Source organism: Treponema putidum, from assembly GCF_024401155.1.
GTDB classification, from domain to species: Bacteria; Spirochaetota; Spirochaetia; order Treponematales; family Treponemataceae; genus Treponema_B; species Treponema_B putidum.
Map to the genome: position 1 here is coordinate 508,864 of NZ_CP038804.1, position 26,814 is coordinate 535,677.

At 35.6% G+C, this 26,814-nt stretch carries 33 protein-coding genes; 13 read left to right on the forward strand and 20 right to left on the reverse strand.

Annotated features, from left to right (window positions below; genetic code table 11):
* Positions 1 to 15: 15 nt before the first annotated feature.
* From E4N74_RS02335 to cobU, 5 genes are all read right to left on the reverse strand, one after another.
* Entirely contained in the window at positions 16 to 870 is an 855-nt protein-coding gene (locus tag E4N74_RS02335; RefSeq protein ID WP_255818709.1) for a GNAT family N-acetyltransferase, read from the reverse strand.
* A gap of 3 nt (positions 871 to 873) precedes the next feature.
* Positions 874 to 1,782: a hypothetical protein gene (locus tag E4N74_RS02340; RefSeq protein WP_255818710.1), complete on the reverse strand. Its 909-nt coding sequence runs from the start codon at positions 1,780 to 1,782 to the stop codon at positions 874 to 876.
* A gap of 142 nt (positions 1,783 to 1,924) precedes the next feature.
* Positions 1,925 to 2,515: a histidine phosphatase family protein gene (locus tag E4N74_RS02345; RefSeq protein WP_044978887.1), complete on the reverse strand. Its 591-nt coding sequence runs from the start codon at positions 2,513 to 2,515 to the stop codon at positions 1,925 to 1,927.
* Positions 2,516 to 2,587: 72 nt separating this feature from the next.
* Positions 2,588 to 3,364: an adenosylcobinamide-GDP ribazoletransferase gene (gene cobS, locus E4N74_RS02350; protein ID WP_255818711.1), complete on the reverse strand. Its 777-nt coding sequence runs from the start codon at positions 3,362 to 3,364 to the stop codon at positions 2,588 to 2,590.
* Positions 3,361 to 3,912, reverse strand: a complete 552-nt coding sequence (gene cobU, locus E4N74_RS02355; protein ID WP_145475145.1) for a bifunctional adenosylcobinamide kinase/adenosylcobinamide-phosphate guanylyltransferase — start codon at positions 3,910 to 3,912, stop codon at positions 3,361 to 3,363. The genes cobS and cobU overlap by 4 nt, the downstream gene beginning before the upstream one ends.
* Before the next feature lie 137 nt (positions 3,913 to 4,049).
* Here cobU and E4N74_RS02360 point away from each other — a divergent pair, with 137 nt between their 5' ends.
* Together E4N74_RS02360 and E4N74_RS02365 are read left to right on the forward strand one after the other, a co-directional pair.
* Positions 4,050 to 4,928, forward strand: coding sequence for a hypothetical protein (locus E4N74_RS02360; protein ID WP_255818712.1), 879 nt, complete (start codon positions 4,050 to 4,052; stop codon positions 4,926 to 4,928).
* Positions 4,921 to 5,238 carry a hypothetical protein gene (locus tag E4N74_RS02365; protein ID WP_145475146.1) on the forward strand — a complete coding sequence of 106 codons (318 nt, stop codon included), beginning with the start codon at positions 4,921 to 4,923 and terminating at the stop codon, positions 5,236 to 5,238. Before E4N74_RS02360 ends, E4N74_RS02365 begins: the two co-directional genes overlap by 8 nt.
* Positions 5,239 to 5,260: 22 nt before the next feature.
* On the opposite strand, the gene cbiT is transcribed toward E4N74_RS02365, so the two are convergent.
* From cbiT to E4N74_RS02405, 8 genes are all read right to left on the reverse strand, one after another.
* Positions 5,261 to 5,824: a precorrin-6Y C5,15-methyltransferase (decarboxylating) subunit CbiT gene (gene cbiT, locus E4N74_RS02370; RefSeq protein WP_044978890.1), complete on the reverse strand. Its 564-nt coding sequence runs from the start codon at positions 5,822 to 5,824 to the stop codon at positions 5,261 to 5,263.
* A complete protein-coding gene (gene cbiE, locus E4N74_RS02375) occupies positions 5,811 to 6,410 on the reverse strand; it encodes a precorrin-6y C5,15-methyltransferase (decarboxylating) subunit CbiE (RefSeq protein WP_044978891.1) in 600 nt (199 codons plus the stop codon). The genes cbiT and cbiE overlap by 14 nt, the downstream gene beginning before the upstream one ends.
* Positions 6,411 to 6,413: 3 nt before the next feature.
* A complete protein-coding gene (locus E4N74_RS02380) occupies positions 6,414 to 7,022 on the reverse strand; it encodes a TlpA family protein disulfide reductase (protein WP_255806043.1) in 609 nt (202 codons plus the stop codon).
* 162 nt (positions 7,023 to 7,184) lie between these two features.
* The gene (locus E4N74_RS02385; protein WP_255818713.1) at positions 7,185 to 8,045 is read right to left on the reverse strand and encodes an Rpn family recombination-promoting nuclease/putative transposase; all 861 of its coding nucleotides are present in this window, start codon (positions 8,043 to 8,045) and stop codon (positions 7,185 to 7,187) included.
* 108 nt (positions 8,046 to 8,153) lie between these two features.
* A complete protein-coding gene (locus E4N74_RS02390) occupies positions 8,154 to 9,047 on the reverse strand; it encodes a 4Fe-4S binding protein (RefSeq protein ID WP_170225363.1) in 894 nt (297 codons plus the stop codon).
* Entirely contained in the window at positions 9,040 to 9,177 is a 138-nt protein-coding gene (locus tag E4N74_RS02395; protein ID WP_144242259.1) for a CD1871A family CXXC motif-containing protein, read from the reverse strand. The genes E4N74_RS02390 and E4N74_RS02395 overlap by 8 nt, the downstream gene beginning before the upstream one ends.
* Before the next feature lie 71 nt (positions 9,178 to 9,248).
* Complete coding sequence (locus tag E4N74_RS02400) at positions 9,249 to 9,710, reverse strand: YbaK/EbsC family protein (protein ID WP_255818714.1); 462 nt, start codon at positions 9,708 to 9,710, stop codon at positions 9,249 to 9,251.
* Positions 9,711 to 9,714: 4 nt separating this feature from the next.
* Complete coding sequence (locus E4N74_RS02405) at positions 9,715 to 10,359, reverse strand: GntR family transcriptional regulator (protein ID WP_255818715.1); 645 nt, start codon at positions 10,357 to 10,359, stop codon at positions 9,715 to 9,717.
* A gap of 265 nt (positions 10,360 to 10,624) precedes the next feature.
* Between E4N74_RS02405 and E4N74_RS02410 the strand changes: the two genes are divergently transcribed.
* Genes E4N74_RS02410 through E4N74_RS02450 form a run of 9 tightly spaced genes read left to right on the forward strand, consistent with a single transcriptional unit; the run spans position 10,625 to position 18,354 of the window.
* Positions 10,625 to 11,524 carry a branched-chain amino acid ABC transporter permease gene (locus E4N74_RS02410; RefSeq protein ID WP_255818716.1) on the forward strand — a complete coding sequence of 300 codons (900 nt, stop codon included), beginning with the start codon at positions 10,625 to 10,627 and terminating at the stop codon, positions 11,522 to 11,524.
* Positions 11,525 to 11,533: 9 nt separating this feature from the next.
* Positions 11,534 to 12,553, forward strand: coding sequence for a branched-chain amino acid ABC transporter permease (locus E4N74_RS02415; RefSeq protein ID WP_255818718.1), 1,020 nt, complete (start codon positions 11,534 to 11,536; stop codon positions 12,551 to 12,553).
* Positions 12,534 to 13,304 (forward strand): ABC transporter ATP-binding protein, encoded by a 771-nt coding sequence (locus E4N74_RS02420; RefSeq protein WP_044978898.1) that lies wholly within the window; start codon positions 12,534 to 12,536, stop codon positions 13,302 to 13,304. The genes E4N74_RS02415 and E4N74_RS02420 overlap by 20 nt, the downstream gene beginning before the upstream one ends.
* Positions 13,304 to 14,011, forward strand: a complete 708-nt coding sequence (locus E4N74_RS02425) for an ABC transporter ATP-binding protein (RefSeq protein ID WP_044978899.1) — start codon at positions 13,304 to 13,306, stop codon at positions 14,009 to 14,011. Before E4N74_RS02420 ends, E4N74_RS02425 begins: the two co-directional genes overlap by 1 nt.
* Positions 14,011 to 14,520, forward strand: a complete 510-nt coding sequence (locus tag E4N74_RS02430) for an L-2-amino-thiazoline-4-carboxylic acid hydrolase (RefSeq protein ID WP_044978900.1) — start codon at positions 14,011 to 14,013, stop codon at positions 14,518 to 14,520. The genes E4N74_RS02425 and E4N74_RS02430 overlap by 1 nt, the downstream gene beginning before the upstream one ends.
* Positions 14,517 to 15,674, forward strand: a complete 1,158-nt coding sequence (locus tag E4N74_RS02435) for an ABC transporter substrate-binding protein (protein WP_255818720.1) — start codon at positions 14,517 to 14,519, stop codon at positions 15,672 to 15,674. The genes E4N74_RS02430 and E4N74_RS02435 overlap by 4 nt, the downstream gene beginning before the upstream one ends.
* A gap of 9 nt (positions 15,675 to 15,683) precedes the next feature.
* Positions 15,684 to 16,691: a dihydroxyacetone kinase subunit DhaK gene (locus E4N74_RS02440; protein WP_255818722.1), complete on the forward strand. Its 1,008-nt coding sequence runs from the start codon at positions 15,684 to 15,686 to the stop codon at positions 16,689 to 16,691.
* 9 nt (positions 16,692 to 16,700) lie between these two features.
* On the forward strand, positions 16,701 to 17,330 hold the full coding sequence (locus E4N74_RS02445) for a dihydroxyacetone kinase subunit L (RefSeq protein WP_255806046.1): 630 nt from the start codon (positions 16,701 to 16,703) through the stop codon (positions 17,328 to 17,330).
* Between the two features lie 16 nt (positions 17,331 to 17,346).
* Positions 17,347 to 18,354 (forward strand): uroporphyrinogen decarboxylase family protein, encoded by a 1,008-nt coding sequence (locus E4N74_RS02450; RefSeq protein ID WP_255818724.1) that lies wholly within the window; start codon positions 17,347 to 17,349, stop codon positions 18,352 to 18,354.
* Positions 18,355 to 18,416: 62 nt separating this feature from the next.
* Here the strand turns inward: E4N74_RS02450 and E4N74_RS02455 are convergent, their stop codons facing one another.
* Both E4N74_RS02455 and E4N74_RS02460 read right to left on the reverse strand, forming a co-directional pair.
* Positions 18,417 to 19,400 (reverse strand): FecCD family ABC transporter permease, encoded by a 984-nt coding sequence (locus E4N74_RS02455; RefSeq protein ID WP_255818726.1) that lies wholly within the window; start codon positions 19,398 to 19,400, stop codon positions 18,417 to 18,419.
* Positions 19,401 to 19,419: 19 nt separating this feature from the next.
* A complete protein-coding gene (locus E4N74_RS02460; protein WP_255806048.1) occupies positions 19,420 to 20,349 on the reverse strand; it encodes an ABC transporter substrate-binding protein in 930 nt (309 codons plus the stop codon).
* Between the two features lie 143 nt (positions 20,350 to 20,492).
* Between E4N74_RS02460 and E4N74_RS12885 the strand changes: the two genes are divergently transcribed.
* Complete coding sequence (locus E4N74_RS12885; protein ID WP_420832874.1) at positions 20,493 to 20,591, forward strand: DUF4411 family protein; 99 nt, start codon at positions 20,493 to 20,495, stop codon at positions 20,589 to 20,591.
* A 34-nt stretch (positions 20,592 to 20,625) separates the two neighbouring features.
* Here the strand turns inward: E4N74_RS12885 and E4N74_RS02465 are convergent, their stop codons facing one another.
* Together E4N74_RS02465 and E4N74_RS02470 are read right to left on the reverse strand one after the other, a co-directional pair.
* Positions 20,626 to 21,117 (reverse strand): GNAT family N-acetyltransferase, encoded by a 492-nt coding sequence (locus tag E4N74_RS02465; protein ID WP_255818727.1) that lies wholly within the window; start codon positions 21,115 to 21,117, stop codon positions 20,626 to 20,628.
* A gap of 126 nt (positions 21,118 to 21,243) precedes the next feature.
* A complete protein-coding gene (locus tag E4N74_RS02470; RefSeq protein ID WP_255818728.1) occupies positions 21,244 to 22,155 on the reverse strand; it encodes a tetratricopeptide repeat protein in 912 nt (303 codons plus the stop codon).
* Positions 22,156 to 22,419: 264 nt separating this feature from the next.
* Between E4N74_RS02470 and E4N74_RS02475 the strand changes: the two genes are divergently transcribed.
* Positions 22,420 to 22,650 (forward strand): hypothetical protein, encoded by a 231-nt coding sequence (locus tag E4N74_RS02475; RefSeq protein WP_255818730.1) that lies wholly within the window; start codon positions 22,420 to 22,422, stop codon positions 22,648 to 22,650.
* A 56-nt stretch (positions 22,651 to 22,706) separates the two neighbouring features.
* Here the strand turns inward: E4N74_RS02475 and truB are convergent, their stop codons facing one another.
* From truB to infB, 3 genes are read right to left on the reverse strand one after another with little or no spacing between them, the layout of a single operon-like run.
* The gene (gene truB / locus E4N74_RS02480) at positions 22,707 to 23,744 is read right to left on the reverse strand and encodes a tRNA pseudouridine(55) synthase TruB (RefSeq protein WP_255818732.1); all 1,038 of its coding nucleotides are present in this window, start codon (positions 23,742 to 23,744) and stop codon (positions 22,707 to 22,709) included.
* A 14-nt stretch (positions 23,745 to 23,758) separates the two neighbouring features.
* Entirely contained in the window at positions 23,759 to 24,160 is a 402-nt protein-coding gene (gene rbfA / locus E4N74_RS02485; protein ID WP_044978910.1) for a 30S ribosome-binding factor RbfA, read from the reverse strand.
* Positions 24,153 to 26,813 carry a translation initiation factor IF-2 gene (gene infB, locus E4N74_RS02490; RefSeq protein WP_255818733.1) on the reverse strand — a complete coding sequence of 887 codons (2,661 nt, stop codon included), beginning with the start codon at positions 26,811 to 26,813 and terminating at the stop codon, positions 24,153 to 24,155. The genes rbfA and infB overlap by 8 nt, the downstream gene beginning before the upstream one ends.
* Between the last annotated feature and the right edge of the window lies 1 nt (position 26,814).

Consider the following 26,814-nt stretch of genomic DNA (forward strand, 5'->3'; position numbering starts at 1 on the left):
AGTCTATTTTTAAACTTAATCAAGGATATAAGTATTATACGATTCTTTACAGTTGATTTGCAAGGCCGTCATTAGAGGAAAGGCATAATAATCGGTATCATCTATTTCAAAATAAATTTGCTTGTAAGAAGTTAATAAATTATTGATTATAACTTGAAAATAATTTAGATATATTTCGATTTCTTCTATTGTCCTTCCGCCAAGGTAGCCGATTTCGGGAAAATTTTCCATATAAACTATCACATAGGCTGATACTTCGTTATTAAAAATTAAACATGAGGATTTTTCTTTATCGCAATCGGCTAAAATTTCATTTGAAAATTCTTTTATACATATATCCTTATTGAGCGGGTTTATGCTTTTGTGTGTATCGGCATAATTAAAGTAAAATATTTTTTTGAATTCTTCTTTTTCTTTTGAATTTAAATTTATAAAAGGTTTTATCTGCATATTTTTAAATTCGATAGAAGTTTCCTTTGACAAAAAAATATTTTTAGCTTTTTTTTTTAGATCAAAACTATATGACCTGCGGGCTAAAACAAAACCTTCTTTAAGTAAAAATTGAATTAGCTCCTCTTTACCGGAAGAACACATAACTTGAAATCTTTTTTTTTCGGATTTTTCTTTTAAGGCTTTTAAAAGCCGGCTTCTCAATCCTTTGTTCCTATAGTCTTTATCGATATGGATATTTATATAATCTCTGTATGGATGAAAAGAATTTGTGTAAAGACTGCCTGCTCCGATTATCTTTTCTTTATCGAATAAGCCGATTAGATTTCCTCTTTGGTTAAGATTAGCTTTTTGAAGAAAGTCTTTTACTTCCTTTTGAGAAATAATTTTATCGGTAAGACCAATTGATTTTATGCTCATGATTTAAAGAACCTCTTCAATCCCACAGTTTAATATTATATCAAAAATTCTATCTTTTTGGGAATAGTCTATTTTTTGTTTTTGCCAAACTTGAAAATAAAGCTCACGTAAAAAGCTTAAAATTGCAAAGGCTTTTATTTGTAAAAACGCTTTGTTTTTACTTTCGCCTATTTCGGAAAAATATGTATTTAAAACTTCCTTTGCTTCATCGGTAATATTATACCATTCTTTTTTATTTAAGCCTAAAATATTTATATGTTCAAATTGATATAAATTTAAACCGGAAGTAAGATGTTCGGCATCAATTATTTTTAAGCTGCCCTTTTCTGTTTTAAGCATATTTCCCGTATTCATGTCTTCAATGATAATACAGCCTAGGCCCAGGTTTAAATTTTCAATATTTTTTTTAATAATTTTTTTATCATGTTTACCCCTGTATATTTCAAGATAGGGGAGGGCTTCCGCATTTATCATCTCTTCAATTGAAGGATAGCTTTTACCGTCCAAATACATTGAAGAAAAAGAGCTCGAAGATGTGTTATTTAAATTTAGATGTGCAAGTTTTTTAAAAAAATCTTTTATCAGATATCTATCGGTTTTGGTAGGCTGACAACCTTCAAGCCATTCGCTTATAAAAATATAGTAATCGTCAGTTTCAATAAAGTTTTTATATTTTAAAATAAAGTCTTCACTGTCATTTAAAGCATTTAAATATTTAATTGAATTTTTAATACTCTCCGTTTTCTGCCGTAATTTTACCGCAAAAGTTTCATTGCCGCCGGTTATTCCCTTAAATAAATCCGTGTAAGTATGATCTTCCAGTTGAATCGGTTCAAGGGTTTTAAACTTATCGTTTTTAAGGTGTGAATCGAGAAGGTCTTTAATTGTATCGGGTTTAATGTTTTCTTTCATAATTAAAAATACTATTTATGTTTTTTATTTTAATATTCCATAACAAGATATGTTATAATCTTCAATATTGTGTAAGCCGTTTTTTATGTAGAAATCTATAAGTTTTATTTGCATGTTATTATCCTTTTTATCATTATCGTATTTAAAATCCGTTAAAAACTTCAATGCCTTTATAAGTAATTTCATTTTTATTATCGGATAAAAAGATTTCTAAGATGCTGACTGCTGAATTTTTAGGAGCAAATTTATTTCTTAAAGAAAAATTATCCAATGCCCAAGCTAAAGCCATTGTTATTGTACCGTAATGGGTTACGATTATGCTATCCTCGTCTTTTAAGGCTAACTCTTCTAAAAAGTCGGAAGTTCTTTTAAAATGTTCAAAGGATGTTTCGCCTTCAGGCGGAGCTGAGATATCGTTGTTTTCAATCCAGTTTTTTGCTTCAATAGGATATTTTTTTTGCGTCTCTTCAAATGTTAAGCCCTTAAAAATACCGAAGTTATATTCTTGTAGCCTTTTATCGGTTTGAATATTTTTAAATCCTAAGTACTCGGCCGTTTGTAATGCCCTTTTAAAGGGACTTGAATAAACTTTAAATGAATTAAATTCTTTTAATCTAGGTTTTAAAAGATCAAGCATAGGATAGGCTTCTTCTGCCAAGGGGCTGTTATCCAGGCTGAATACCTTTTTTTTATTTGTTACCGTTATTCCGTGTCTTATAAAAACTATTTTCATATTCTATCCTTACGTATTGCCTCCAAAAATTCCTGTTTTTGAATGTGAGCATTGTCCGCCGTTTTTTTTGATTTAATTTGAAATAAAAAAACTTGAGCTTAAAACTGCAAGTTCCGTTAATTCTACAATGAGACCGTTTACATCACCTGTCGTGCCGCCTATTTTTTTATATGAAATTCTTATTATGATAAATGTTAGAATAAATACGGTTAAGGGAAAAAGCAAATATTTTATGCGCTCAGTTAAAACAAATGATCCTTGCATTTTTGAAAAAGCAGCTATCTCCGGCGTAAAAAGAGATAAGAAGCATACTAGGAGCAGCCAAAAGAAAAAACTAAACTTTGATGCCGACTTATGGAAGAGTAGGCCAAGTCCTGTTTCTTTTGCCGGTTTTGAAAACACAACCGTGCCTAATCCTGCAAGCCTCGAAGTTATTCCGGCTATTATAAGCAGCCCTGCATCAGGCATTATGGTAGAATAATTTATGTATCTAAGGAGCAAAAAGACATTAAGCCCTATTGTCCCATAGGTTCCTATTCTCGGATCTTGCATAATTTCCAATATTTTTTCTTTTTTTCTTGCAGAAAAAAAACCGTCTATCGTGTCTCCGACCCCGTCAAGGTGTATACTTCCTGTTAAAAATAAATATAGGAGCAGACTTAAGAATGCCGATATTTCAAGATATTTTTGCGGAAGAAAGTAGACGGGGATAAGAACAATGCCGGCAATAAGTCCTCCTATAAGAGGTAAAAAATAAAAAGCTTTTTTAATATTTTTTTCGTTAAAGTCTATGTTTATGTTGATTGGAATACGTGTAAAAAACTGCAAAGCTAAAATAAAACCTTTCATATTGATGTTCCGTCTTTTATTTTTATCGGTAAACCGCAAACGCAGAGAATGACCTCATCGGCGAGTTCGGCAATTTTTGCATTTACTATTCCTTGAATATCCGAAAAAGCTCTTGACACGGGATGCATAGGTACAATAGAAGAGCCGACCTCATTGGTTACAAGAATTAAGGAGCCGTTTATTTTTTTTATTTCTAAAATAAGATTTTTGATTTGAGTTAAGGATGTTTCGATTGTTTTTTGAATATCTTCTTCGCAGGGTTTTTCTTTTTTTTCTGTTATTTGAAAAAGAACTCTCGAAATTAAATTTGTTATGCAGTCAAGTAAATAATATTTTTCTTCTTTGACGGCCTTTTCTAAATTTAAAAATCCCTCATAGGTGCGCCATTTTGGATTGCGTCTTTTAATATGCTTTTTTACTCTTTCCTGCATTTCAGAATCATAGATTTCGGCAGTGGCTATATAAACAACATCATCTATGCTGTCTAAAAGTTTTTCGGCATAAGCCGATTTTCCGCTCCTTGATCCTCCGGTTATAAGTGTTATCATAAGATAATTATATCAAAAAAAAGGAAAATGTTAAGAGGATAAAATGTCTCATGGCAGATTTTAGAGAGCTCGATTTTAAAAAGGCTTTCTAGTGATTTTTCCCTAGCCTCTTGTATAAAGAGCTTTTTTTTGCGAAAATGAACATAATGAATTTTTATGATGAAGTAAGAAACCGATATGGGAATGTAAAAAGAGCACGGGGCTTTTATCTTTATACCGAAAAAAGCGTAAGACTTTTGGATATGTACCTTGACGGAGGAATGTCAATTTTGGGTAGAAGGGAAAATCAAGCTCCTTTAGTTTTTAAACAGAGTATAGATAAGGGCTTAAATGCCTTCCTGCCTTCTTCAGGCGATTACAGGCTTAAAAAGGCCTTAAATTCCCTTTTCCCCGAGCACCCTCATTTTTACCTCCTTTCGGAATGGAGCAATGCCCTTTCGTTTTTGGAAACGGAAGATAAGAAATCCGATTTTGAGTCTTATATGATGGAAAATATTTGGAAACCTTTTTTACCCTCGTCTGAAAACCTAAAGAAAAAAAAAGTTTTTTTTGTTAATCCTCCGTTTTGCACTTCAATAAAAATTGCGGTTTCTAAAGATGCTCTTCCTATTTTATCCTGTGCTGTTTCTGCAGCCGAAAAAGAAGTACTAGCTAGGGCTTTTTTTGATTTGATAAGAATTATTAAATTGTGGGAATATGAAAGCGAGCTTTCGGATGCAGAATTGATAAATTCAGCTAGAGGAAAAAAGCAAAAACAGCAGCTTGCAAAGAACATAAAATCTTATAAGCGAATCAAAGACTTATGTTCCATGTTTTGGAATATTGATGGCTGCTATCTTTTTCCAAAATTGAGTGAAGAAAAATATGAGATTTTTTTTAAGGATGCCTTGGATTCTCATATTCTTTTGTCTCCTTATTTTACTATTCCGTCGATATTGCCGAAAATAAGGATATACACCGAGCTTGAGAATTTCCTTAAAACTCAACTACGGAATGAAGGGTTAAATAATGAATGATTTGCTTAAATTTTTATCGGAAGGTTATCCTATTTTATTGTTTGTAAAACTGTTTCTAGGTGCCGCCGCCGTTTTTTTTGGAATTATAGTATGGAGCAAAACAAAAAAAGTTTCAATGATTCTTTTTGTGCTCGGCGTGTTTTTGATGTATATTTCGATTTTAACCGATACCCTTGTATATTTCGGCTTTATAAATACTAATTTTTTTACTATCGGACGCATTCCTCTTCTTTCTCTCGTTTTAGAAAGTGTACCAATAATTTTTTTTATAGCCGGTTTTTGCGCGTTTTTACGCGAGAGAATTTTTTAATTTCGATTTAGTTTTTGAAAGTTTAGTTTTTACAAGCCCTTACAATGTAAATAGGATTTTCACCCTTAAAAAGGCCTGCCTTTCCCATTGAGGCGGTTTGAATAAGATCGGCTTCAATCTCGGTATATCCGTATTTTTCAAGAAGTTTTAAAAATTCGTTTAAATTTTTTATAAGAATAAAATTAGCACAAATTATTCCGCCTTTTTTTAAATGCTCTTCCAGATACTCAAATATGGTTTTTAACCCGCCGCCGCTTCCGCCGATAAAGCACTTGTCGAAATTTAAGTCCTTATATTCGGCCGATAAAAGAGCTTCGGGTGCTCTCCCTAAAATAAGATTTATTTTTACTCCGAATTTTTTTGCGTTTTCTTTTATGAGAGTGTATGCCGTTTTATCAAATTCAACTGTTGAAACTTCCGCTCCCTGCAAGGCGGCCTCAATCGAAACGGAACCTGTGCCTCCACCAATATCTAAAAACTTATCGCCTTTTTCTATTTGAAGATGAGCGATAGACAGGCTCCGTACATTGAATTTTGTCATAGGCACTTCGCCTCTGATAAATTCCGAATCTTTAATATTTTTCATTTTGAACCAACACCGTATTTAAAAAAGATTTTACCGTTATTTTATCGCCTATATTATATTCTTCAATCGATTCATCAGGGTACGAAAGATTGTAGCCTACAAAAAGCCTTCCTTTAAAGCTTTCTTTTTTTAGCCTTGCCGAGATTGTATCGGGATTGTTTGTCTTATCGGTAAGAATAAAAAAGCTATCCTTATGCTTTATTTCTGAAAAGTCTATTTCTCTTCCGTGAAAGGAATAAAAGGGTATAGACTGCCATGGTTTTTGAAGCTTACTCATAAAATACTGCATTGAAGAAATGCCTGTTATTATTTTTTCTATTTTTATATTTTTCTTTTTGATAAACTCGGTAATTCCAAAAAAACAGGGGTCTCCGGAGGCAAGGACTAAAACTTTTTTTATCTCTATAGGAAGGTCAAGAATTCCTGAGATTCCATTTAGAGTTTTTACGTCATTCCTTATCGGTTTAACATCGGAAGCTATACGTTCAAAGCCTGCAACTATATCCGCCTCTTTGATTATATGTATAACCTCTTGGGTTAAAAGTTCTATATTTCCGGGGCCTGCTCCGGCGACTGTTAAAGGCATAATTTACTTTGAACCTACGGCTTTTAAGGCTGTATCAAAAAGTTTTTCAAAACCTGCCTTGTTTAAACTTCCCAGGTGAAGGGTGCCGGGGATAAGTTTTCCGTTTTTGTCTACCATAAAACTTGTAGGAAAGCCTGCAATCTTCTCGTACATGGGCAAAAAGCTGTCAACGGTTACAAGTGCCTTAAAGGAGCAGCCTGCATCCTTCCATATTTCTTTGGCCAAGGCCAGAGTTTCGGCATCGTTTTCAGGAAGATCGGCAGTAATGGCGATAACGTTTACTTTTTTACCGGAATAGGCTTTGTAAGCTGCTTCTAAATGGGGTAATTCCATTTTGCAGGGACCGCAAAATGTGCCCCAGATATTTACCAATGTAACATCGTATTTTTTAAATATTTCACTGGTAACCGTGTTTCCGTCAATATCCTTTGTTGAAAATGTAAGACGGTTTTGGCTGCCGCTTAAAATTGTCGATTCCGATTCGGCTGCCTCTTCACTTGCAGTTAAAGATTTTTCTGCTTCTGCATTTCTTTGTGCTTCGGTTTTTGAACATGAAGCAAAAAAAATACCTGCAAAGATTGTGATTAGTACATAAAAATGTAACTTCTTCATTTGTAAACTCCTATAGTTTAAAATAATTATAAATTTATAAATCAATATACTTAGTCATTATTTAAGAATCAAGGGTATTGAGAAAATTGATTATAGAAATTTTTTCAACCGGAAATTATCCAATCGAAAAACATTCCTGTACTCTAAAGATTAGAAGCTGAATTAGAGATTTTCAATTTCTGCTCGGCTTAGGCCTGTGGCTTTTATAATATTTTCTACCGATAAACCTATATCAAGCAAGTTTTTTGCCGTTTCAAGTTTATTTTGGTGAGCCCCATCAGCAAAACCTTTGGCTATACCTTCTTGTATTCCTACTAGCCTGCCTTCTTTTATTCCTTCTTCTAATCCTTCTTTAATTCCTTCTTGTCTGCCATAATAACGGGCATCCATTTCAAAACCTGAAATAAAGCGGTATTCGCTTCTCGCTTGTTCATTGTTTTTTAATTTTTCTATCATCTTTTCTATCCTCCCTGTAAATTCTGTTGTAATTTTGCCGGTTTTTACATATTCTAAAAAACCTCTTAAATTTTTATCTTTTGCCTTTGTAAAGGCATTTGCATTTATTATAATCTTTTTTGTGCCTTCATTTAAGAGCGTTTGCCTGTCTTCAAGACAGATATTTTCAAAGGTATAAATGGGCATATCTTTTCCAATAGAATCGAAAAGACATAGAAAGATTATGTAGCTATCATTCAAATTGCTGTAGTGTTCGCCTTTATCTAAAAACAAAACATCAATTGCCGCCTGATAGTAACGCATTCTTTTTGCGAGATTATGCTCATTTACTGCCTGCATTTCAATATCATAGGATTTACCGGTTTCATCTTTTACCAGAATATCAAGGCATATTGACTTAGCTTCCGAGGTTGTAGTTATTGCATTTTGAGATGAAAGATATGTGATTTTACCTATTTTATCGGCTAGAGTCATTTCAAGGAAGGTTTTGCATGTTTCTTCATCTTGCATAATTTTGCAAAACATATAATCGTCCGCGATGGTTAAATCATCAAAACTTTTCCTCATTTGCACCTCCTTATAGTTTTATTATACCACAGTAGAGGATGTTTTTCAATATTTGTGACATATTTGTGACATATTTGTGATTATTAAACATATACATTCTAAAAAAAACTATCTTTCGGCTTTAGCTTGCAGTTTATTGTTTTCCGTAAAAAGAAAGCTGTGTTCTATGGCTTTTACGGGACAGGCCTTGATACATTCCCCACATCTTATACATTCGGGGCTGTTGGGTTTCTTATATGTCGGAATATCCAGCTTACAGGTTCTTTCGCATTTTCTGCATTTTATGCACTTGTCGTTTATTTTTAAGCGGTACAGACTTATAGGATTGAACATTCCTAAAAAGGCACCGAGGGGGCATAAATAGCGGCAAAATGGCCTATAAAAAATCATTGAAAGCATCGTAATGATTGTTAAAATCGTAAATTTTAGGCCGAATAAGGCTCCTAAAGAGGAGGTGAGAGCTCGGTTTATGGATATAAGCGGAATTGCTCCGAATAGGATACCTGACGGGCAAATATATTTGCAAAAGTAAGGATCGCTCATTCCGTATTTGTCCTGCAAGGCAAAGGGGAGAACAAAGACAAAAAATACAAGGATAAAGTATTTTAAGTTTTTTAAAACCTTGTTTACTTTTTGCGGAACCTTAATTTTTTTTAATGGAATCTTATCCAATAAGTCTTGGAAAAGTCCGAAGGGACAAAGGTAGCCGCAAAAAAATCTTCCTGCGGCTATTGCGAATAGCGACAATAGGCCTACTACATAAAAAGCAAAATTAAATTTTTTGCTTCCAATGGTTGCCTGTATTGAGCCGATAGGACATCCGAACAAAGCTCCCGGGCATGAATAGCAGTTTAAAACAGGCATACAGACTTTTTTCATAGGGCCCTTATAGATTTGCCCCCTTAAAAAGCCTATAAGATTTCCATTTAATGCCAACATTCCTAATGCTTGAATTGCATGACGTTTTTTATTCAGTGTTTTTTGTTTGTTTTGCTTAGCCAATTCCTATACACTCCATACATATATTTACGGCCTTTTTGAGGACTACAGCAACTTCACCTCGATGTATTCCTATAAGAGTAAAGCCTAATGCTAAGATAATAATAAGTATTGCCGCTATTTTCTTTTTCATTTATTTTCCTGCTTCTTAATATATACAACTTATATAGCATTTAGATACACGTATCGGAGTAATATTTTAGATTATTTGCTCACGTTTACCCATTTTACCGCCTGTGATGCCTTTTCCAGTTCTTGAACATTCATGCGGACAGCAGTATTTTCGGTTCCTACAGCTGGATAGACCCAATCCAATGGCCGTATGGATTCATCTATGTAGACGGAAACTTGAGTTTTAAGCCCGAAAGGACAGACTCCGCCTGCAGGATGGCCTATGAAGTTGAAAAGCTGCTCTTCATTCATCATCTTTGTTTTGCAGTGAAATGTTTGCCTGAATTTTGCATTATCTATACGGGCTGATCCTGCAAGAAGAACGAGTACAGGGGTTTCTTTTACCATAAACGCTAAGGTTTTTACGATGAATTCGGGTTTGCATCCAAGTGCTGCAGCTGCAAGGTCTACAGTTGCACTTGACTTATCGAATTCGATAATCCTGTCTTCCAATGAAAATAGTTTTAAATGTTCGCGTGCTTCTTTTAATCCCATGGTTTTACCTTTTAAAGCCTCCTATATCCGAGTTCAAGTGTTTTAAGGCTTTTACTTTGTTATTCTCCTTTATAGCATAAATTATGCTTTCGTGGTGTGAGCTAAAAGCTTTTTTTGGAATTTCTTCCCATTTACCCCAATAATTTTGAATAAAAAAACGGGTCATTTTTTTCATTGTACGCTCTAAACTGAGTAAAGCATGAGAATTATTATGCAATTTGAATAAGCCTATATGAAATACTGAATTGTTTTGCCATTCACTTACTGCATTTGTGTTGCTTAGTTTTCTTGTATGTTCCAGTAAGTTGTCCAGTATGGAAGGATCACAGTTAGCTACTTCTTTCCAGTTTTTTTCTAAAAAACCGCATTCCAGTACTAATCGGTAATTCAGCATTTCTGTCAAATCTTCTTGTTTGAGCGTTATTAGTTCATATCCATAGCGGGGGATGCTCTTAAAAACATTTTCACTACAAAGTTCTATTAAAGCATCTCTTATTGGAGCTCTGCTTATTTTTAAATATTTTTCAAGATCCGAGAGATTTATTATGTCTCCGGATTTGATTGTATTGTCAGTTACGAGGTCGTATATCTTTATATAAGCATCCTGCTTTAAGGATTTTTTTTTCGTTGTCAATTTATCGGTTGTCATAGTAAATTTTATTATACAAGTTTTTTTTCCTTAAAGTTTTATAAATTTAAAATATGTATACTACAGTATAACATAATTTAGGGTATTAGAACAATTATTTTTCATTATATTATTTTAGCTTATAAATTGTAAGAGGTATAAACAAAAAAAATAAATAAAAACATTTTTTTTGTATTTTTTTGTTGACAACCGGAAAATTCTGATTTACAATATAAATATATCAGTGATATATCAGTAATTAAAAATGATTTGAATGGAGGTACTGATGTTATTGCAGCAACTAATTAATGGTTTGGTTATAGGAAGTACATATGCATTGGTTACAATAGGCTTTAATATGGTGTACGGTGTGTTGGAGCTGACTAATTTTGCTCATAGCTCTTTTTATATGTTAGCCGCATATATAGGTCAATTTATTTTGTTAAAATTTTTTATGAATATATCGGTTCCTATTGCTCTAATTATAACATTTTTAACCTCCATAATTATAACAGCCTCTTTAGGTGCTCTTATGGATAAAATTGCTTTGGAGCCTATAAGAATAAAAAAAGGTGCTCCTATTTCATCTTTAATAAGTACTGTCGGTGTTCAGACTATAATCAATAACTCCGTTCTTTTAATTTTCGGCACAGTTCCATTATACTTTCCTGATTTATTAAAGCTGGGCAAATTCACTATTTATGGCGGAACTGTTGTTCAATGGATACAGGTTCTCATATTGATTATGACTTTAATTATAATGCTTGTATTAACTTTTATTGTTACGCGTACACGCTTAGGAAAGTCAATGCGGGCAATTTCTCAAAATCAAGTTGCTGCAAGACTTATGGGAATAAATATAAATAGAGTTATAACCCTTACATTTTTTATAGGAACTACAGTTGCCGGTATTTCAGGTTTGATGGTTGCAATGTATTATCAAAGAGTAGATACCTTAATGGGGGCATCTGTAGGATTAAAGTCATTTGCTGCAGCAGTTCTTGGCGGAATGGGCTCTCTTCCGGGAGCGGCTATAGGAGGATTATTGATAGGTTTGCTTGAAACTCTTTTTGCCGCTTATATAAGTTCAGGATATAGAGATATTGTTGCATTCGTGATATTGATATTGGTTCTTCTTATTCGGCCATCAGGTTTAATGGGCAAAAAAAGTGTAGATAAGGTATAGGAGGACTGTATGATAAAAAAATCGATTATTTTAGATAAAATGATTAAAAAAATCGCTAAAAATCAGATATTTGTTTTAATTATACTTGCTGTTCTGGCAATATTTTTTCCGATTTTTGTTGACAATAATTACTATCTTGGAATAGCAATAATGTTCTTTATATATTCAATATTGACCTTATCTCTTAATTTAGTTACGGGTTATGTAGGATTTACGCTTTTGGGACAAGCGGCTTTCTTCGGCTTGGGGGCTTATGTTGCTGCAATACTGGGAACGCGTTTTCAAGTTGATTTTATTATCGGATGTATAGCAGCCTCTTTATTTGCTGCTATTTTTGGAGCAATGCTGGCTCTCCCGACATTGCGCATACGCGGCCGATATTTTGCAATTGTAACTTTAGGTTTTTCTGAAATCATGCGAATGATAGAGCTTAACTGGATGGAGATGACCAGAGGCCCCCAGGGAATTTCAAGGATACCGGGTATATTAATTTTTGGAAAAGAGTTTGACTCATACAGATTTAAGTACTATGTTGGGCTTGTTCTTTTAATATTTGCCTTATATATAATTAATTCAATTTTAAATTCAAAACATGGGCGTGCCGTACGCGCAATAAAAGATGACGATTTAGCTGCCGGAGCCATTGGAGTAAATGTATATAAATATACCGTTATTATATTTTCCATTTCGGCGGGTATCGCGGGTATGGCCGGGGCCTATTACGCTCATTATATGAGTTTCATTGATCCTAATGCTTTTAACTTTGAACAATCAATTTTAATTTTATCGATGGCAATATTTGGAGGATTAGGAAGTTTACCCGGAAGTATTTTAGGAGCCCTGGCATTGACGATTTTACCTGAAGCCCTCAGATTTTTATCCGATTACCGGCAAATTATATATGGCCTTATATTGGTGTTGATTGTTATATTTAAGCCCTCAGGTGTTATGGGGAAGATAAATTTTGAACGAATACGGTCTATAGCAAATATGGAAAAGGAGGACTTAAATGTCGAATCCAATTCTTAAAATAACGGATGTAACCAAACGCTTTGGCGGTATTACGGCTGTTGATAATATAAACATGTCTGTATATCTTGGAAAGATTCAAGGAATTATAGGCCCTAATGGAGCGGGGAAAACTACTCTTTTCAATTTAATATCAGGTATATATAAACCTACACTGGGAAGTATTCATTTTTGCGGTGAAGATATAACGAATTTGAAACCTCATAAAATAAATGAAAAAGGAATTGTACGTACATTCCAAAATATACGTTTATTTAAGAATATGACAATATTGGATAACGTAATGGTAGGCTGCCATAACAGAGAAAATGAAGATATATTCTCTGCTTTATTTAAAACTAAAAAACACAAAGTTGAAGAACAAAAGAATAAAAACAAGGCTTTGAGTCTTTTGGATAGAGTAGGGCTGATTCATCTTAGGTATGAAATGCCCGATTCTTTGCCCTATGGTTTACAGCGTAAATTGGAGATTGCACGGGCTTTGGCATCAAATCCTAAACTCCTTATGCTTGATGAGCCTGCTGCAGGTATGAATGAACAAGAAACAATAGAGTTGACTGAATTTATACAAAGTTTAAAATCAAAAGATATGGCTATAATGCTGATTGAACATGATATGAAGTTAGTTATGACTCTTAGTGACAGTGTTTATGTTATAAACCATGGGCTAAAAATAGCGGAAGACTCTCCTGAAGAAATAGTTAAGGATAAAGCCGTTATTAATGCATACCTTGGAGAGGAGGATGTTTAGTGCTTTTAGAAGTTAAAGATTTACATGTCAGTTACGGAGAAATAAAAGCAATCCGTGGAATTAATTTTAATATTAATCAAGGTGAAATTGTAACTATAATAGGTTCAAATGGTGCCGGAAAAAGTACAACTTTAAACAGCTTAGCAGGGCTGATAAAACCGGCATCCGGTACGGTTTTATTCAATGGTGAGGATGTTACAAAGTTAGAGTCGTATGAACTTGTAAAGAAAGGGATCTCTTTGTCACCAGAGGGGCGACAAATATTTCCTCGAATGTCAGTAATAGAAAATCTTGAGCTAGGAGGTTATTTTAGAACTAGAGCTGAATTAGAGAAAGGAAAAAACAATGTTTTTGAACTGTTTCCTATTTTGAAGGAACGTAGTTGGCAAGCTGGCGGAACTTTGTCCGGGGGTGAACAGCAAATGCTTGCAATTGGAAGAGCTTTGATGGCATCACCTAAGATATTGATTCTTGATGAGCCTTCACTGGGTCTTGCTCCTATAATTGTTAAAGAAATATTTAAAATGATTAGGAAAATTCGGGATGAAGGGATTACGGTTTTATTAGTCGAGCAAAACGCAAAAATGGCTTTATCTATTTCCGATAGGGGCTATGTACTTGAAACCGGAAAAATAAGATTGGAGGGTAAAAGTGAAGAATTATTAAACAATGAAGAAGTGCATAAATTATATTTAGGAGGCATATAGTGGTTATAACAAATATAAAACGGAAAAGCAGTCCGGCTTTGGATGGACAACGTAATATATGTCAAAGAAGAGCTGCTACTATCAGTAATATGATAAAATGCGCAGCTGAACGCGGGCTTGATAAACAATTTGCAAGAGATGCAATCTATAAGTATGGGCAAGATATTGCAGCAAACATGAAAAAGTCTTTAAAAAAAGATTTTACTATTGATGAGTTTCTTGAGGTTTTTGCTTCACAGCCACACTTTGATATTTATGAAATGGAAGTCGTAAAAAAAACGGAAGATATGTTTTTGATTCATTTTAACTATTGTCCTTATGTTGAAGAGTGGACAAAACAAGGTTACTGTGATGATGAACTTGCTGAGTTATGCGACATAACAATGGAAGGCGACAAGGCTATAGGCGATTGTTTTCCTAATTTGAGATTTACACTTGGAAAAACAATAGCACAAGGTCACTGCGTATGTGAATTATTATTTGAAAAAATAAAGGAGACGGAAAAATGAAAAAAATAAGGATATATATTTTAAGTTTATTAAGTGTTATATTGATATTAAATTCTTGTACAGGAAAGGATGAAGCAAAAACAACTGAAGACAAGGCAAATAAACCTATCTATTTTGCTTGGTACGGTCCTTTAACCGGAGATGCAAAGCAATACGGTGATACGGAAAAAATTGCTGTGGAGCTTGCTTTAAAGGATATCAATGATGCAGGGAATGGAGTTCTCGGCGGAAGGAAAATTATTGTAGATTTTTATGATGATAAAAATGATGCAAAAGAAGCGGTTAATATTGCAAATAAGATTGTTGCAGAAAAAAAATATCTTGCCGTAGTAGGAGGCTTCGGTTCTACACCTTCAATGGCTGCCGCTCCCATATACGAGAAAGCAAAAATTATCAATTATTCGCCCACTTCATCACATGCGGATTTTTCATCATTGGGTAAATTTATGTTTAGAAATACGCCTACGCAACAAATTGAGACCACACAGTATGCAGACTATGTTTATAAAAAGCTTGGAATTAAAAGCGTCGCCATTCTTAATGTAAATGATGACTGGGGAAATAATATTGCAAAAATATTTACCAACGAATTTGTAAAACTTGGCGGAAAAATAACCGATCTTCAAACTTATATACCTAATCAGACATCCGACTTTACTCCGATGATATCTAAAGCAAAAACAACAAATCCTGAAGCTTTCTTTCCTGTAGCCTATTATCAAGATTCTGCAAATATAGTAAGGCAGGCAAAAAATTTGGATTTTAATGTTCAAATGATTCTCTCAAGTTCTACACTAAAACAAGAACTGATAGACCTGGCCGGAGATATAGTTGAAGGCTCTTTTATAATGAATGCATATTCTCCCGATATAAATACGCCTGAATTTATACGTGTAATTGGAGAGTATACAAAGAGAACAGGAAAACAGGGTGATGCTTTTGTAATGCAAACTTATGATGTCGTTAAGCAGCTGGCAACAGCGGTAGATATGGCCGGCAGTGACGACCCTGTGGTTGTAAGAGAAACCTTAGCTAATATGAAAGGATATAATGCCTTATCCGGACCTTATGATATGAATGAATTAGGTGATGCTGTAAGATCTCTTGTTCCTATGTTTATTAAAAACGGTAAATTTACCAGAATTGATGATTAAGGAGCTCCTATGAAAAAAATATTAAATAGACCTGAAGAATTTGTAGATGAAACGGTAGAAGGAATTTTATACGCCTATCCAGATAAAATAATGTCGTTAAATGGGGATAAGCGGGTTATTCTTAATAAAACAAAAAAGGACAATAAGGTCGGTATTGTTACTGCGGGAGGCAGCGGCCATCTTCCTGTCTTTCTAGGCTATGTAGGTGATGGAATGCTTGACGGATGTGCTGTAGGTAATGTTTTTGCTTCTCCTTCAGCCAATAAAATGTATGAGATGATTAAAGCCTGCAATTTCGGCAAAGGTGTATTATGTCTGTATGGAAATTACGGTGGAGATAAACTTAATTTTGAAATGGCAATGTCGATGGCTGAAATGGATGGTATACAGGTCAAAGAAATAAGAGTAATGGATGATATTGCCTCATCACCGATTGATGCTAAGGATAAGCGCCGGGGAGTTGCGGGAATGGTTTTTGCTTACAAAATTGCAGGAGCTGCAGCTCAAAGAGGTTATGATCTTGAAAAACTTGTTTCAGTTACGGAAAAGGCTCTTGATAACATACGCACGATGGGAGTGGCTTTATCTCCATGTATAGTTCCTGAAGTCGGCAAACCGACTTTTTCAATCGAAGACGATGAAATGGAAATAGGAATGGGAATTCACGGAGAAGTAGGTATAGAGGTTTCAAAACTAAAAACTTCAGCCGAGGTTGCAAAAATGATTTTTGATAAAATTGCAACCGAAATTTCTTTTTCGAAAAACGATGAAGTTGCAGTAATGATTAACGGTCTTGGTGCTACTCCTCTTGAAGAGTTATTTATTGTATATCGGGATCTATTTAATATTTTAAACGGCCTTGGTGTAAAAGTAATAAGCCCGCACATAGGAGAATTTGCAACTTCAATGGAAATGGCTGGACTGTCGATTACAATTATGAAATTGGATGATGAATTAAAAGCCTTGCTTCTATGTGATGCAAATACGCCCTTCTATACAAATTCAAATAAAAAATAGGATATGGCTATGATTACAAAGGATATAATTTTAGATGTATTAATTGAAATAGCAAAGACTATGGAAAACGAAAAAGATTACCTTATTGAGCTTGATCAACAAAACGGTGACGGTGATTTAGGTATATCGATGAGTGCCGGATTCAATGCGGCTGTTAATGCATTTAAAGATGACAGTGGAAAAGACATAGGCCTCGGTATTCTCAAAGCTGCGATGGCTTTTAATGAAAAAGCTCCTTCAAGTTTAGGTACCATATTGTCATTCGGACTAATGGCTATGGGAAGAACTTTTAAAGGAAAACAAGAGCTAACTAGGGAAGAACTTGTATCCGGCTTTTCAAAATTTAATGAAGAGATTATGAATAAGGGAGGTGCAAAGCCGGGAGAAAAAACCATTGTTGATACACTTGTTCCCGTTGAAAAATTCGTTCGGGAAAATTTGGGTAAAATTCCGGATGATGAACTGATAAAAGAGTCTGAAAAAATTGCAAAAGAAGGTTCTGACTCAACACGGAACATGAAATCTGTTCATGGCAGAGCCGCTTACTATGCAGAAAAAAGTATCGGTATTCTTGATGGCGGTTCTTATGTGGGATATTTATTATTTAAGGCTTTAAATAATTATCTGGAAGATAAATAGTTTAGAGGTGTGAAGCATGAAAGAAAAAAGAAAATTGATTTTGGATGTTTTTAACAATAAACATGTCCAAAGAGTTCCTGTCGGTTTTTGGTGGCATTTTGCCGATGAGTACAGACAGTTCCGTGGTTTATTGGATGACGGAATTATTCAGGTAACAATTGACGGCACAAAAAAAATGTATGACGATTTAAAACCTGATATGGTAAAAATAATGTCTGACGGTTTTTTCGGTCATCCGTCAATTATGAAAAATGACATTAATAGTATTGATGATATTAAAAAAATAAAGTCGATAGGAAATTCGTCGCCATGGTATGATAAGCAAATCGATATGGTAAATAGTATTTTAGATTACTTTGACGGTGAAGTTGCTGCATTTTATAATATCTTTGCTCCGCTCAACTACATAAGGTTGTATACGGAGTGTTATAAAAAACAGCCCGATTTGTTTGTTAAACTTTTTTTTGAAAACCCGAATGCTATGTTGGAAGCTTCTTTAGAAATTGCCGATGACTTGATTGTGCTTGCCGATAAGCTAAAAAGCAAAACAAAACTTGACGGAATTTATTACAGTGTGCAAAGCGTTCAGTCAAAAGATGCCGATTTAAATTTCCATCAAGAATATGTTTCGGCTTCGGATAAAAAAGTCCTTGATAAAATAAATTCTCTTTGGGACAATAACATTCTTCATATCTGCGGCTATGCCGATTATACTAATGATCTATCTTTTTATAAAGATTATAAAGCTAAGGTGTATAACTGGGCTGTAAACACTGAAAAAGTTTCCTTAGCAGCAGGAAAAAAATTCTTCGGCAATGCTTGTGTCCTTGGCGGGTTTGATAATAACAGGGGCACTCTTATCGATGTAGGCCCCGATACTGCGATTGAAAACTATGTTGATAGTTTGATAAAAGAAGCGGGAACGACCGGTATTATTATAGGTGCCGACTGTACTATTGCTCCTGAAATCGGATATAAAAGACTTGAACAAATAAGAAACTACGCTGAAAAGCATAGTAAATAGAACACCTCCTATTTTAGTTTTATTTGAACAGCGAGTAGTATTACTGCCCGCTGTTCTCCCATTTACTTCCTCCTTAAAAGATATACAAAAAAGGGACCTCCGATTAGGGCCATCAGGGTGCCGACAGGCAATTCTATCGGAGCCGCTATTGTGCGTGCAAAGGTGTCGGCTATCAGTAAAAATATTCCTCCGTTTAATATTGAAAGGGGTAAAAGATATTTATAGTTAGGTCCCGTAATAAGTCTTACAATATGGGGAATTACAAGGCCGACAAAGCTGATGACTCCGACAAGGGAGGTAGAAATAGCCGCCAAAAAAGAGGCTGTTAGCGAAATTAAGATTCGGCTCCTTGTAATGTTTAAGCCCAAACTGCCGGCCTTTTCGTCTCCGAATAAGAGGAGATTGCTTGGGCGAATTACTGCAATGGCGGCTGCAAGGCCTATGAGGGAGTAGGGCAGGATGAGCTTAACATCGTACATACTTCGTCCCGAAAGATTTCCGCTGAGCCAAAGCATGATGTTTTGAATCTTGTCGCTGTTTAACACGGTTATAAGATAGCTTATCCCTGCAAAAAAAGCGTTTACTGCAACGCCTGCCAAAATAAGGCGGACGGTCTTTACTCCGCCTTTCCAAGCTAAAAGGTAAACCAAAACGGCAGCCCCCATAGCTCCTATAAATGCGAAAAGGGGAGCGGCCGTAACAAATTGCGGAAAAATCAACAGAGCCAGTAAAAGCCCCAGCTTTGCTCCGCTCGAAATACCTATTATTCCGGGATCTGCTAAGGGATTTTGGATAACCGCTTGGAGAAGGGCTCCTGAAGCGGCAAGGTTTGCCCCGACTATGAGGGCTAAAATAATTCTGGGAATTCTTATGTCCCAAATAATTATGGAAACATCCGAATTTTCATGATAAAATATAATTTTTATAATTTCACCGACAGGTATCTTTGTGCTTCCGAAATAGATTGCTGCTAACACGGATACGGCCAAAAGAATACAAGAGATAATGAGAAAGATAAGCATTTTTTTTCGGCGTTCATCTTGCATTTTTTTTACCTTTTAGAATTTAGTCTTCGGTTTCTCCGTAGATTATTTCTTTTAAATTCTCGATCGTCTGCATTATTTTAATATTCCGTGAAACGGTGTATAAATTACTGTCAAGGTCATAGATTTTATCCTCTTTCACGGCCTTTACCTTCTGCCAAATTTCATTCTTTGCGAACTCTGCCCTGAGGCTCTCAGCGGTATCTTCGGAATTTGTATGGGTAAGGCGTATGATGACATCGGGCTGATGTTTTACGATTTCTTCTATGTTTATGGGAACATAGGACTTGTCGAAGTCTCCGATATCGTTTGCGATATTGTGAATTTTTAAAACCTCCATCAGGCTTCCTGTGTAGCAGTTTTTTGTTCCCATCATCAGCTTTTTAGGCGAACCTAAAAGCATCAATACCTTTGGGCTTTTTTTGCCGTAAATGGAGCGGCGTACTTCGAGGGTTTTAGCTTCAATAGTTTGAATCACATGTTCCGCATTTTTTTGTTTTGAAGTCATTTCTCCCAGATGTCTGATTGTATTTAAACATGCTTCATAGGAATTTAAATCGAGATATTCCGTTTTTATGTTTTGGTTTTGAAATATCTTATCCAATGTAGGTTTTGATCCGAGTGAGGCCAAATAGATATCCGCATTCAGCCGTTTTACCGTTTCAATATCCGGCTGCTGCGGCATTCCTATTTTTTCGGCCTTTGCATAAAGCTCTGGCATGGGATGACGGCTTGAAGGAACTCCTGCGACATTTTTATAGCCTAGATCATCTAAAATTTCTACTATGGACATGGTGCCTGCAATAACCCGAGGTCCTGCTTCCGGAAGGCTGCGGTTAGGCAAGCCGTTTTTATCTTGTTTAAAAAAATTATTAATTTTTGAACAGCTTACAGCAAATAAAGTTAGGGAAACAACTAATACGTAATATATAAGCAGCTTATTTGTTTTCATAGCAAAATATTCTAATGTTATACATAAAAAAAATCAAGTACGCTTTTTATAACTTTTATTTATTTCCGGTGCGGTTGCCCTGAAAAATTATACAAGTAAGCTTAAGGTAAACCTCTAAAAAACTGAAGTTTTTAGAGGTTCCCATAAAAAGGAGTGTAAAGATTCCTAATATTTGTAACCATTTTAATATTTCGTGTATCCATCCCTTTGATTTTATGAAAGAGATTAAACTAATAATTTAGATATTTAATCTCTTTTTTAATATTTATCCATCACTCATTTTTTTATATTTTTGCATGTCATTATCCTTTTTATCATTACGGCTTCCCATTTTGCCGGCGGAATATATTCAGTTATAAACGGCATCTTGTCTTCTCTTTCATTGAAGATTGTAAAGCCGTTTTTTTTATAAAATTCTATTGTCCATTCAAACATTTTAAGAGCTTTTAGTATAAGATATTCCAAACCTATATGTTTTGCTTCTTGTTCAATAAAATTTAAAATGTATTTACCGTATCCTTTTCTTTGTATTTTATGTTTGATGTATATGGCTGAAATAAGTCCATGGGTATTTTTATCTTTAAGTGATATAAATCCGATTGCCTGATTATCTTCATATAGAATATATGTATTTTCGGTTTTTATCATATTTTCAAAGGTTTCGATTATATCTTGTTCCGGTACAACTCCGAAAACCTTGTTACTGTCGTTATAGATATCTAAAATAGTTTTTGCTTCTTCTATTCCGGCTTTTTCGGTTTTGAGCATTTTTGTTTCTCCCATAAAAGGTTTTGTAAACTATTCTAATTATATTTTGACAGGAATTCAAGGGTTTAGATAACGTGTAATCGGTGTTTTTGCCTAGTACCGATTACACGTTTTTTTTTGTAAAAACTATTTGGTTAAATTTTTTAGCTCTGAAAGTTTTTGTTCTGCTATATCTTGAACTTGTTTGTTGGGATTTTTTTTCATACGAAGATAGTATTCTTTTGCCTTGTCGTATTGCTTTAGGGCTTCATAGCATCTGCCTATGTTAAAGATAATTACATAATCTTCATTTGCAAGTTTATCGGCTTTTAACAGCACATTTAAAGCCTCTTTGAATTTTCCTTGATCGATATATGCCAAAGCCAAATATTTATGAACTTCGATATTTTTAGGATATAGTTTCAATTGGGCTTCACATGTTTTTTCTGCAGCACTTAGGGTTTGAGGGAGACTTTTTTGAAGCCAAGCTTTATAATACTCGTTTATCGAAATTAGAAAAAAGTGTTCACTTTCTGATGCTGGAATTACCTCATTCATGCTCCAAAGCCATTTATGATTTATCTCTTTTCCAAGTTTTAGAACTTCTATAATCTTTTGTGATTGCTTTTCATATTCTCCTATTTCGCCTAAAATATGAATTCTTCCAAAATACATATCCAAGCGGTTTTTACCGAATTTTAATCCTTTCTCCAAATATGACAAGGCTTTATCGACATCTTCTTTTTCGTACCAGATATTATTGTTTAAATACCCCGCTATTTGATTTGTCTTTTGATCCACCAAGGCCAAGGAATTAGTATTATCCTTCTTATAGGTATCCAATGAATGTGTAGACCTTTGACCTTTAAGCAGATAATAATTAAAATAGGCAATATAGAGTTCAGGGTTTTTGGGCTCAGCTTTTTCCCATTTTGGTAAAAGAGCTGCAATTCCTTCTAAATTTCTTGCCGAGAGCAGATTGTCATATTCGGATTTGTAATCGGCAAAAATCCGGAATGACACCAACAAAATTAAAAATAGCACAATATTTTTTTTCATATATTCCTCTTTAAAATAATTATAGCTACATTCTAACATTGGCTTTATGATCTGTCAATAGTTGCATTTTTTTGTGTTTTTCGTTGCCATTTTTCTTGGTAAAAATAGTGCTCTAATACTCTCTTGGCTATGTTTTTAAAATTAGCTAAATCTTCTGTGAATACAAATACTGAAGATGTAACTAAATATTAAAATATGTCTTTAATGTAAATCGGCTATAATGCCGAAAATAATATAAACAAAGAAATTTCAGGAGATATTTTTATGAAGTGCAAATATTGCGGAAAAGATGTCAGACCCGTCGGGCCTAACTTGGAAAGTGATGATAACGGGTATAATTGTCCTGCAAGCATATCAAAAAAACATGCTATTATATCCGATGGTTCGCATTGTATTTATTGCGGCCGTGAAACGAAAATCTTAGGGGACAGGGTTGTTACAAGTTATGGGATAAGGTGTTCGGCTTCCCCTTCAGGAAGACATGCAATACAGTAAGGTAAAGAATCAAGGCTTAGCGTTTTAGTAAAAAACGGTAAGCCTTTTTATAACCTTTAATTTTTTATAACGGTTTCATATTTCAAATAGTTTTTATTTATTCCTATGATACCGGTCCATAAGTTATTACAGAAGACGCATATTTTTTTATTTTCTATGCCGGAGTTTTTGGCCTTTTCTAAAACTTCATCGGCATTTAAAAACCAATTAAATCTCATCTTTTTTCCGTCATAAAAATCATTTAAATAGCTTTGATCCAAGAAAATTTTAGCTAAACCAATGTTGTCTGCCGCCTCAGGGGAAAAAATAATAGATTTTGCCTTTATTTCAGAAAAATCAATTTCTTTTTGTTTATAAAACTTTTTATAAAACTTTTCCGGCGCTGCAGAAAAATCATTTAAAATGCTAAAACCTGCCGCATCTTCAAGTTTAAAGGTTCCTACAGCAGTTCTTCTTAAAGCCCTGACATGGGCACAAGAAGATGCCTTCCTTGCAAGGTCTCTTGCAAGGGAGCGTATGTAGGTTCCTTTTGAGCATTCTACGCTTATATGGGTATATTTTATTTTTAGCTCGGTGTTTATGTTAAAAAAATCTTTTTCCATAAATTCCAGACCGCCATCGGTAATTATTCTTTTAAGCTCAAGTTTAACAATTTCTATTTCCCGCTCTGCAATTTCTATCTTTTCGCCGCTTCTGGTTCTGTCGGATGCCCGTTTTCCGTTTATTTTTATTGCAGAAAATTCGGGCGGTCTTTGGAGTATTTTTCCTAAAAAAGAGGGTATGGATTCCGCTAAATTTTTGTAAGAGGGGAGCGGGGCGGTCAAAACGGGCTCGCCTTCAGGGTCGAGGGTATCCGTTTCTGTTCCGAATTCTATCCATGCTTCGTAGGTTTTTTTTTCGGCTGAAATTATATCGGCGAGGCGGGTTAGCTTTCCTGTAAGAAGCACAAGAAGACCGTCTGCAAAAAGATCAAGAGTTCCTGTGTGGCCTACCTTTTTTGTTAAAAGGGCTTTTTTTACCGCCGACATTGAAGCAAAGCTGGTAAGTCCCGCTTGTTTTGCAAACGGGACGATAAGGTTTTTATTTAATTCCATTTTTACGATAGAATTTATTCGGCTGCAGAGGTATCGGCTGTTTTTTCAGTGTTTTCATCGGGGTCGGTAAAATACTCAAGGCTTTCAAGTTTGTTTACCATGTCGATTCCTTCTTTTATGCTCTTATCGAATATAAACTTGAGTTCAGGACACTGCCTTATATGAAGTTTTTTTGCAAGGCTTGTTCTTATAAAGCCCGATGCATTTTCCAAGCCCCTTACCCCCTGCTTGGTCTTATGTTCATCTAAAAAACTTGAAACATAGACCTTTGCATAAGCAAGGTCTCCCGAAACGATTACCCTGTTTACTGAAAGAAGAGAAGAAACCCTCGGATCCTTTATTTTGCCTGAGCAGATAAGACTCGAAATTTCTTCCCTTATCTGCTCGCCCAATCTTTCAAGTCTAAACTCACTCATCAGCTTCTTTTCCTTCTTCTTTAATTTCGGGAGCCTTATATTTTTCGCTGTCACTCAATTTTCGGGCAACCTGAATCATTTCGATAATCTCAAGCTGGTCATCGACCTGTATGTCGTTAAAGTCTTCGATGCCGATACCGCATTCAAAGCCTGCAGCAACTTCTTTTACATCGTCTTTGAATCTCTTTAACGAGGAAAGTTTTCCCGAGTGAACGACTATGCCGTCTCTGATAACGTGGACTGCACAGTTTCTCTTTACGAGGCCTTCAAGAACATAGCAGCCGGCAATTTTCCCGATTTTCGGAACCTTAAAGGTATTTCTGACTTCGACCATACCGATAACCTGTTCTTTGATATCGGGTGAAAGCATTCCTTCCATCGCAAGCTGAATTTCTTCAACAGCCTTGTAGATAACAGTGTATTTTCTTATATCGACCTTTTCTTGATCAGCTAATAGTTTGGCCTGAGGAGTGGGGCGCACGTTAAAGCCTATGATTAGGGCATTCGAGTCGGCTGCTGCAAGCATAACATCGGAATCGTTGATAGCTCCTGCCGAAGCATGTATTACGTTAAGCCTTATTTCCGGAGTGGAAAGTTTTTCCAATGATTGCTTTAAGGCTTCTACAGAACCTTGAACGTCTCCCTTTATGATAACCTTGAGTTCCAAGATTTCTCCGTCATGAATGGTTTCATAGAGGTTATCGAGGGTAACCTTCTTAACGTTCCTTGAATCTTCAAAGCGTTTAAGCTCTTGCCTCTTGTCCGAAATCTGGCGGGCTATGCGCTCGGAATCGGTAACTTGGAAGGGGTCTCCTGCATTCGGCATACCTTCAAGTCCTAGGATTTCGACGGGCATACTTGGGGTAGCTTCTTCTATTTTTTCTCCCCTGTCATTGAAAATGGCTCTTACACGCCCTGAATAAATACCTGCAACATAGGGGTCTCCCGTTCTCAAGGTTCCGCGCTGAACGATAATGGTTGCAACTACACCTCTTCCGTGGTCAATGCGGGATTCTATAACCTTTCCTTCCGCATTGCATGTATAATTGGCCTTTAGTTCAAGAACTTCGGCTTGCAGTAAGATTGTGTCTAAGAGGTTGTCCAGTCCCAATTTTTTTAAAGCCGAAATTTCGACAAACATTGTGTCTCCGCCCCATTCTTCAGGCATGAGGCCTAATTCGGAAAGGCGGGTTTTAACCTTGTCAACATTTGCTTCAGGCTTATCAATCTTGTTTACTGCAACTATTATGGGAACCTTTGCATCTCGTGCATGGTTTATAGCTTCGATGGTTTGAGGCATTACGCCGTCATCGGCCGCAACTACCAAAACAACTATGTCCGTAATTTCGGCTCCTCGTGCACGCATCATTGTAAAGGCTTCGTGTCCGGGAGTGTCTAGGAAAGTTATCTTGCCGCCGTGGGTGTTTACCGTATAAGCTCCTATGTGCTGAGTAATTCCTCCGAATTCTCCTGCTATAACATTAGAGCTTCTTATTGCGTCAAGGGTTTTGGTTTTACCGTGGTCAACATGTCCCATTATCGTTACAACGGGAGGTCTGGGTTTCAGTTCTGATAAATCGTCTGCCTTGCTTTCGATAACCGTTTCATCATAGAGGCTTACAATTTTAACATCACAGTCATATTCCGATGCAAGAATCGTTGCCGTATCGGCATCGATGGACTGGTTCATCGTAACCATCATTCCCATGCCCATAAGTTTTCCGATAAGCTCGGAGGCCTTTAGATTCATCTTCTTGGCCAATTCGGAAACCGAAATGGATTCCATTATTTCGATCTGTTTAGGAATATTATGAATCTTTTCTTTTTGCTTTTTCTTTTGATTTAAGAGACGTTCTTCAAAAAATTCATCTTCTTTATTTTTCTTGTTGTATATTTCTTTTTTGGCCTTATGGGCTTTTTTATTTGTTTGAGCCTTGTTTTTTTCGACGGGAATCGGTGCCGGAGCTGCTCCCTGCCTTGGGCCGCCGAAGCCTGTCCTGTTTTGAGGCCTGTCTCCGCCTCGTCCCTGCTGTCCGCCTTGCCCTGTTCTAAAGCCTTGCTTTTTTCCGTCGGAGTAGGCCCGTGCTTGGGCTCCCGAAAAATTGCTTTCGCGTCGGCGGCCTTGTCCTGTTTGGCTCTGTCCCTGACCGCCTGGCCTTTGTGAGCGGTTGCCTTGCCCTCGGTTGTTTTTTCTTCCTGAGTCGGCAAGGTTTCCGGCTTTGACATTAGGTCGTTTGCTTGCGAAATCTATCGAAGTCATAGAAAAAGGTTCAGCCTTTTTTCTTTCAGGCTGTTTTTCTTCTCTTCTTGCAGAATCGGAGCTTTGATTTTCAATTTTAGCCGGCGGTATTTCGCTCTTTTTATCTTCACGGGGAGTTACGTTTCTTTTTTCTTTTGTCGAGGTATCTACAGGCTTTGAGCTTTGGGGCGAAACTTTTTTAACGGAGATAACCTGTTTTCCGGAAGTTTTGCCGGCAGAAGAATCTTCCGCTGCCGAGTCAGGCTTCTTGGATTTTCCTGCTGCATTTTTTGAAACTTTTACAACGAATTTCTTTTTAGAGTCTGCCTTACCGGATTCAGGCTTAGTATCAGCCGTTTTACCGCTTTTTTTGTTAAGAATTACATCAGGTTTGTTTGTGTTTTCTATATCCATA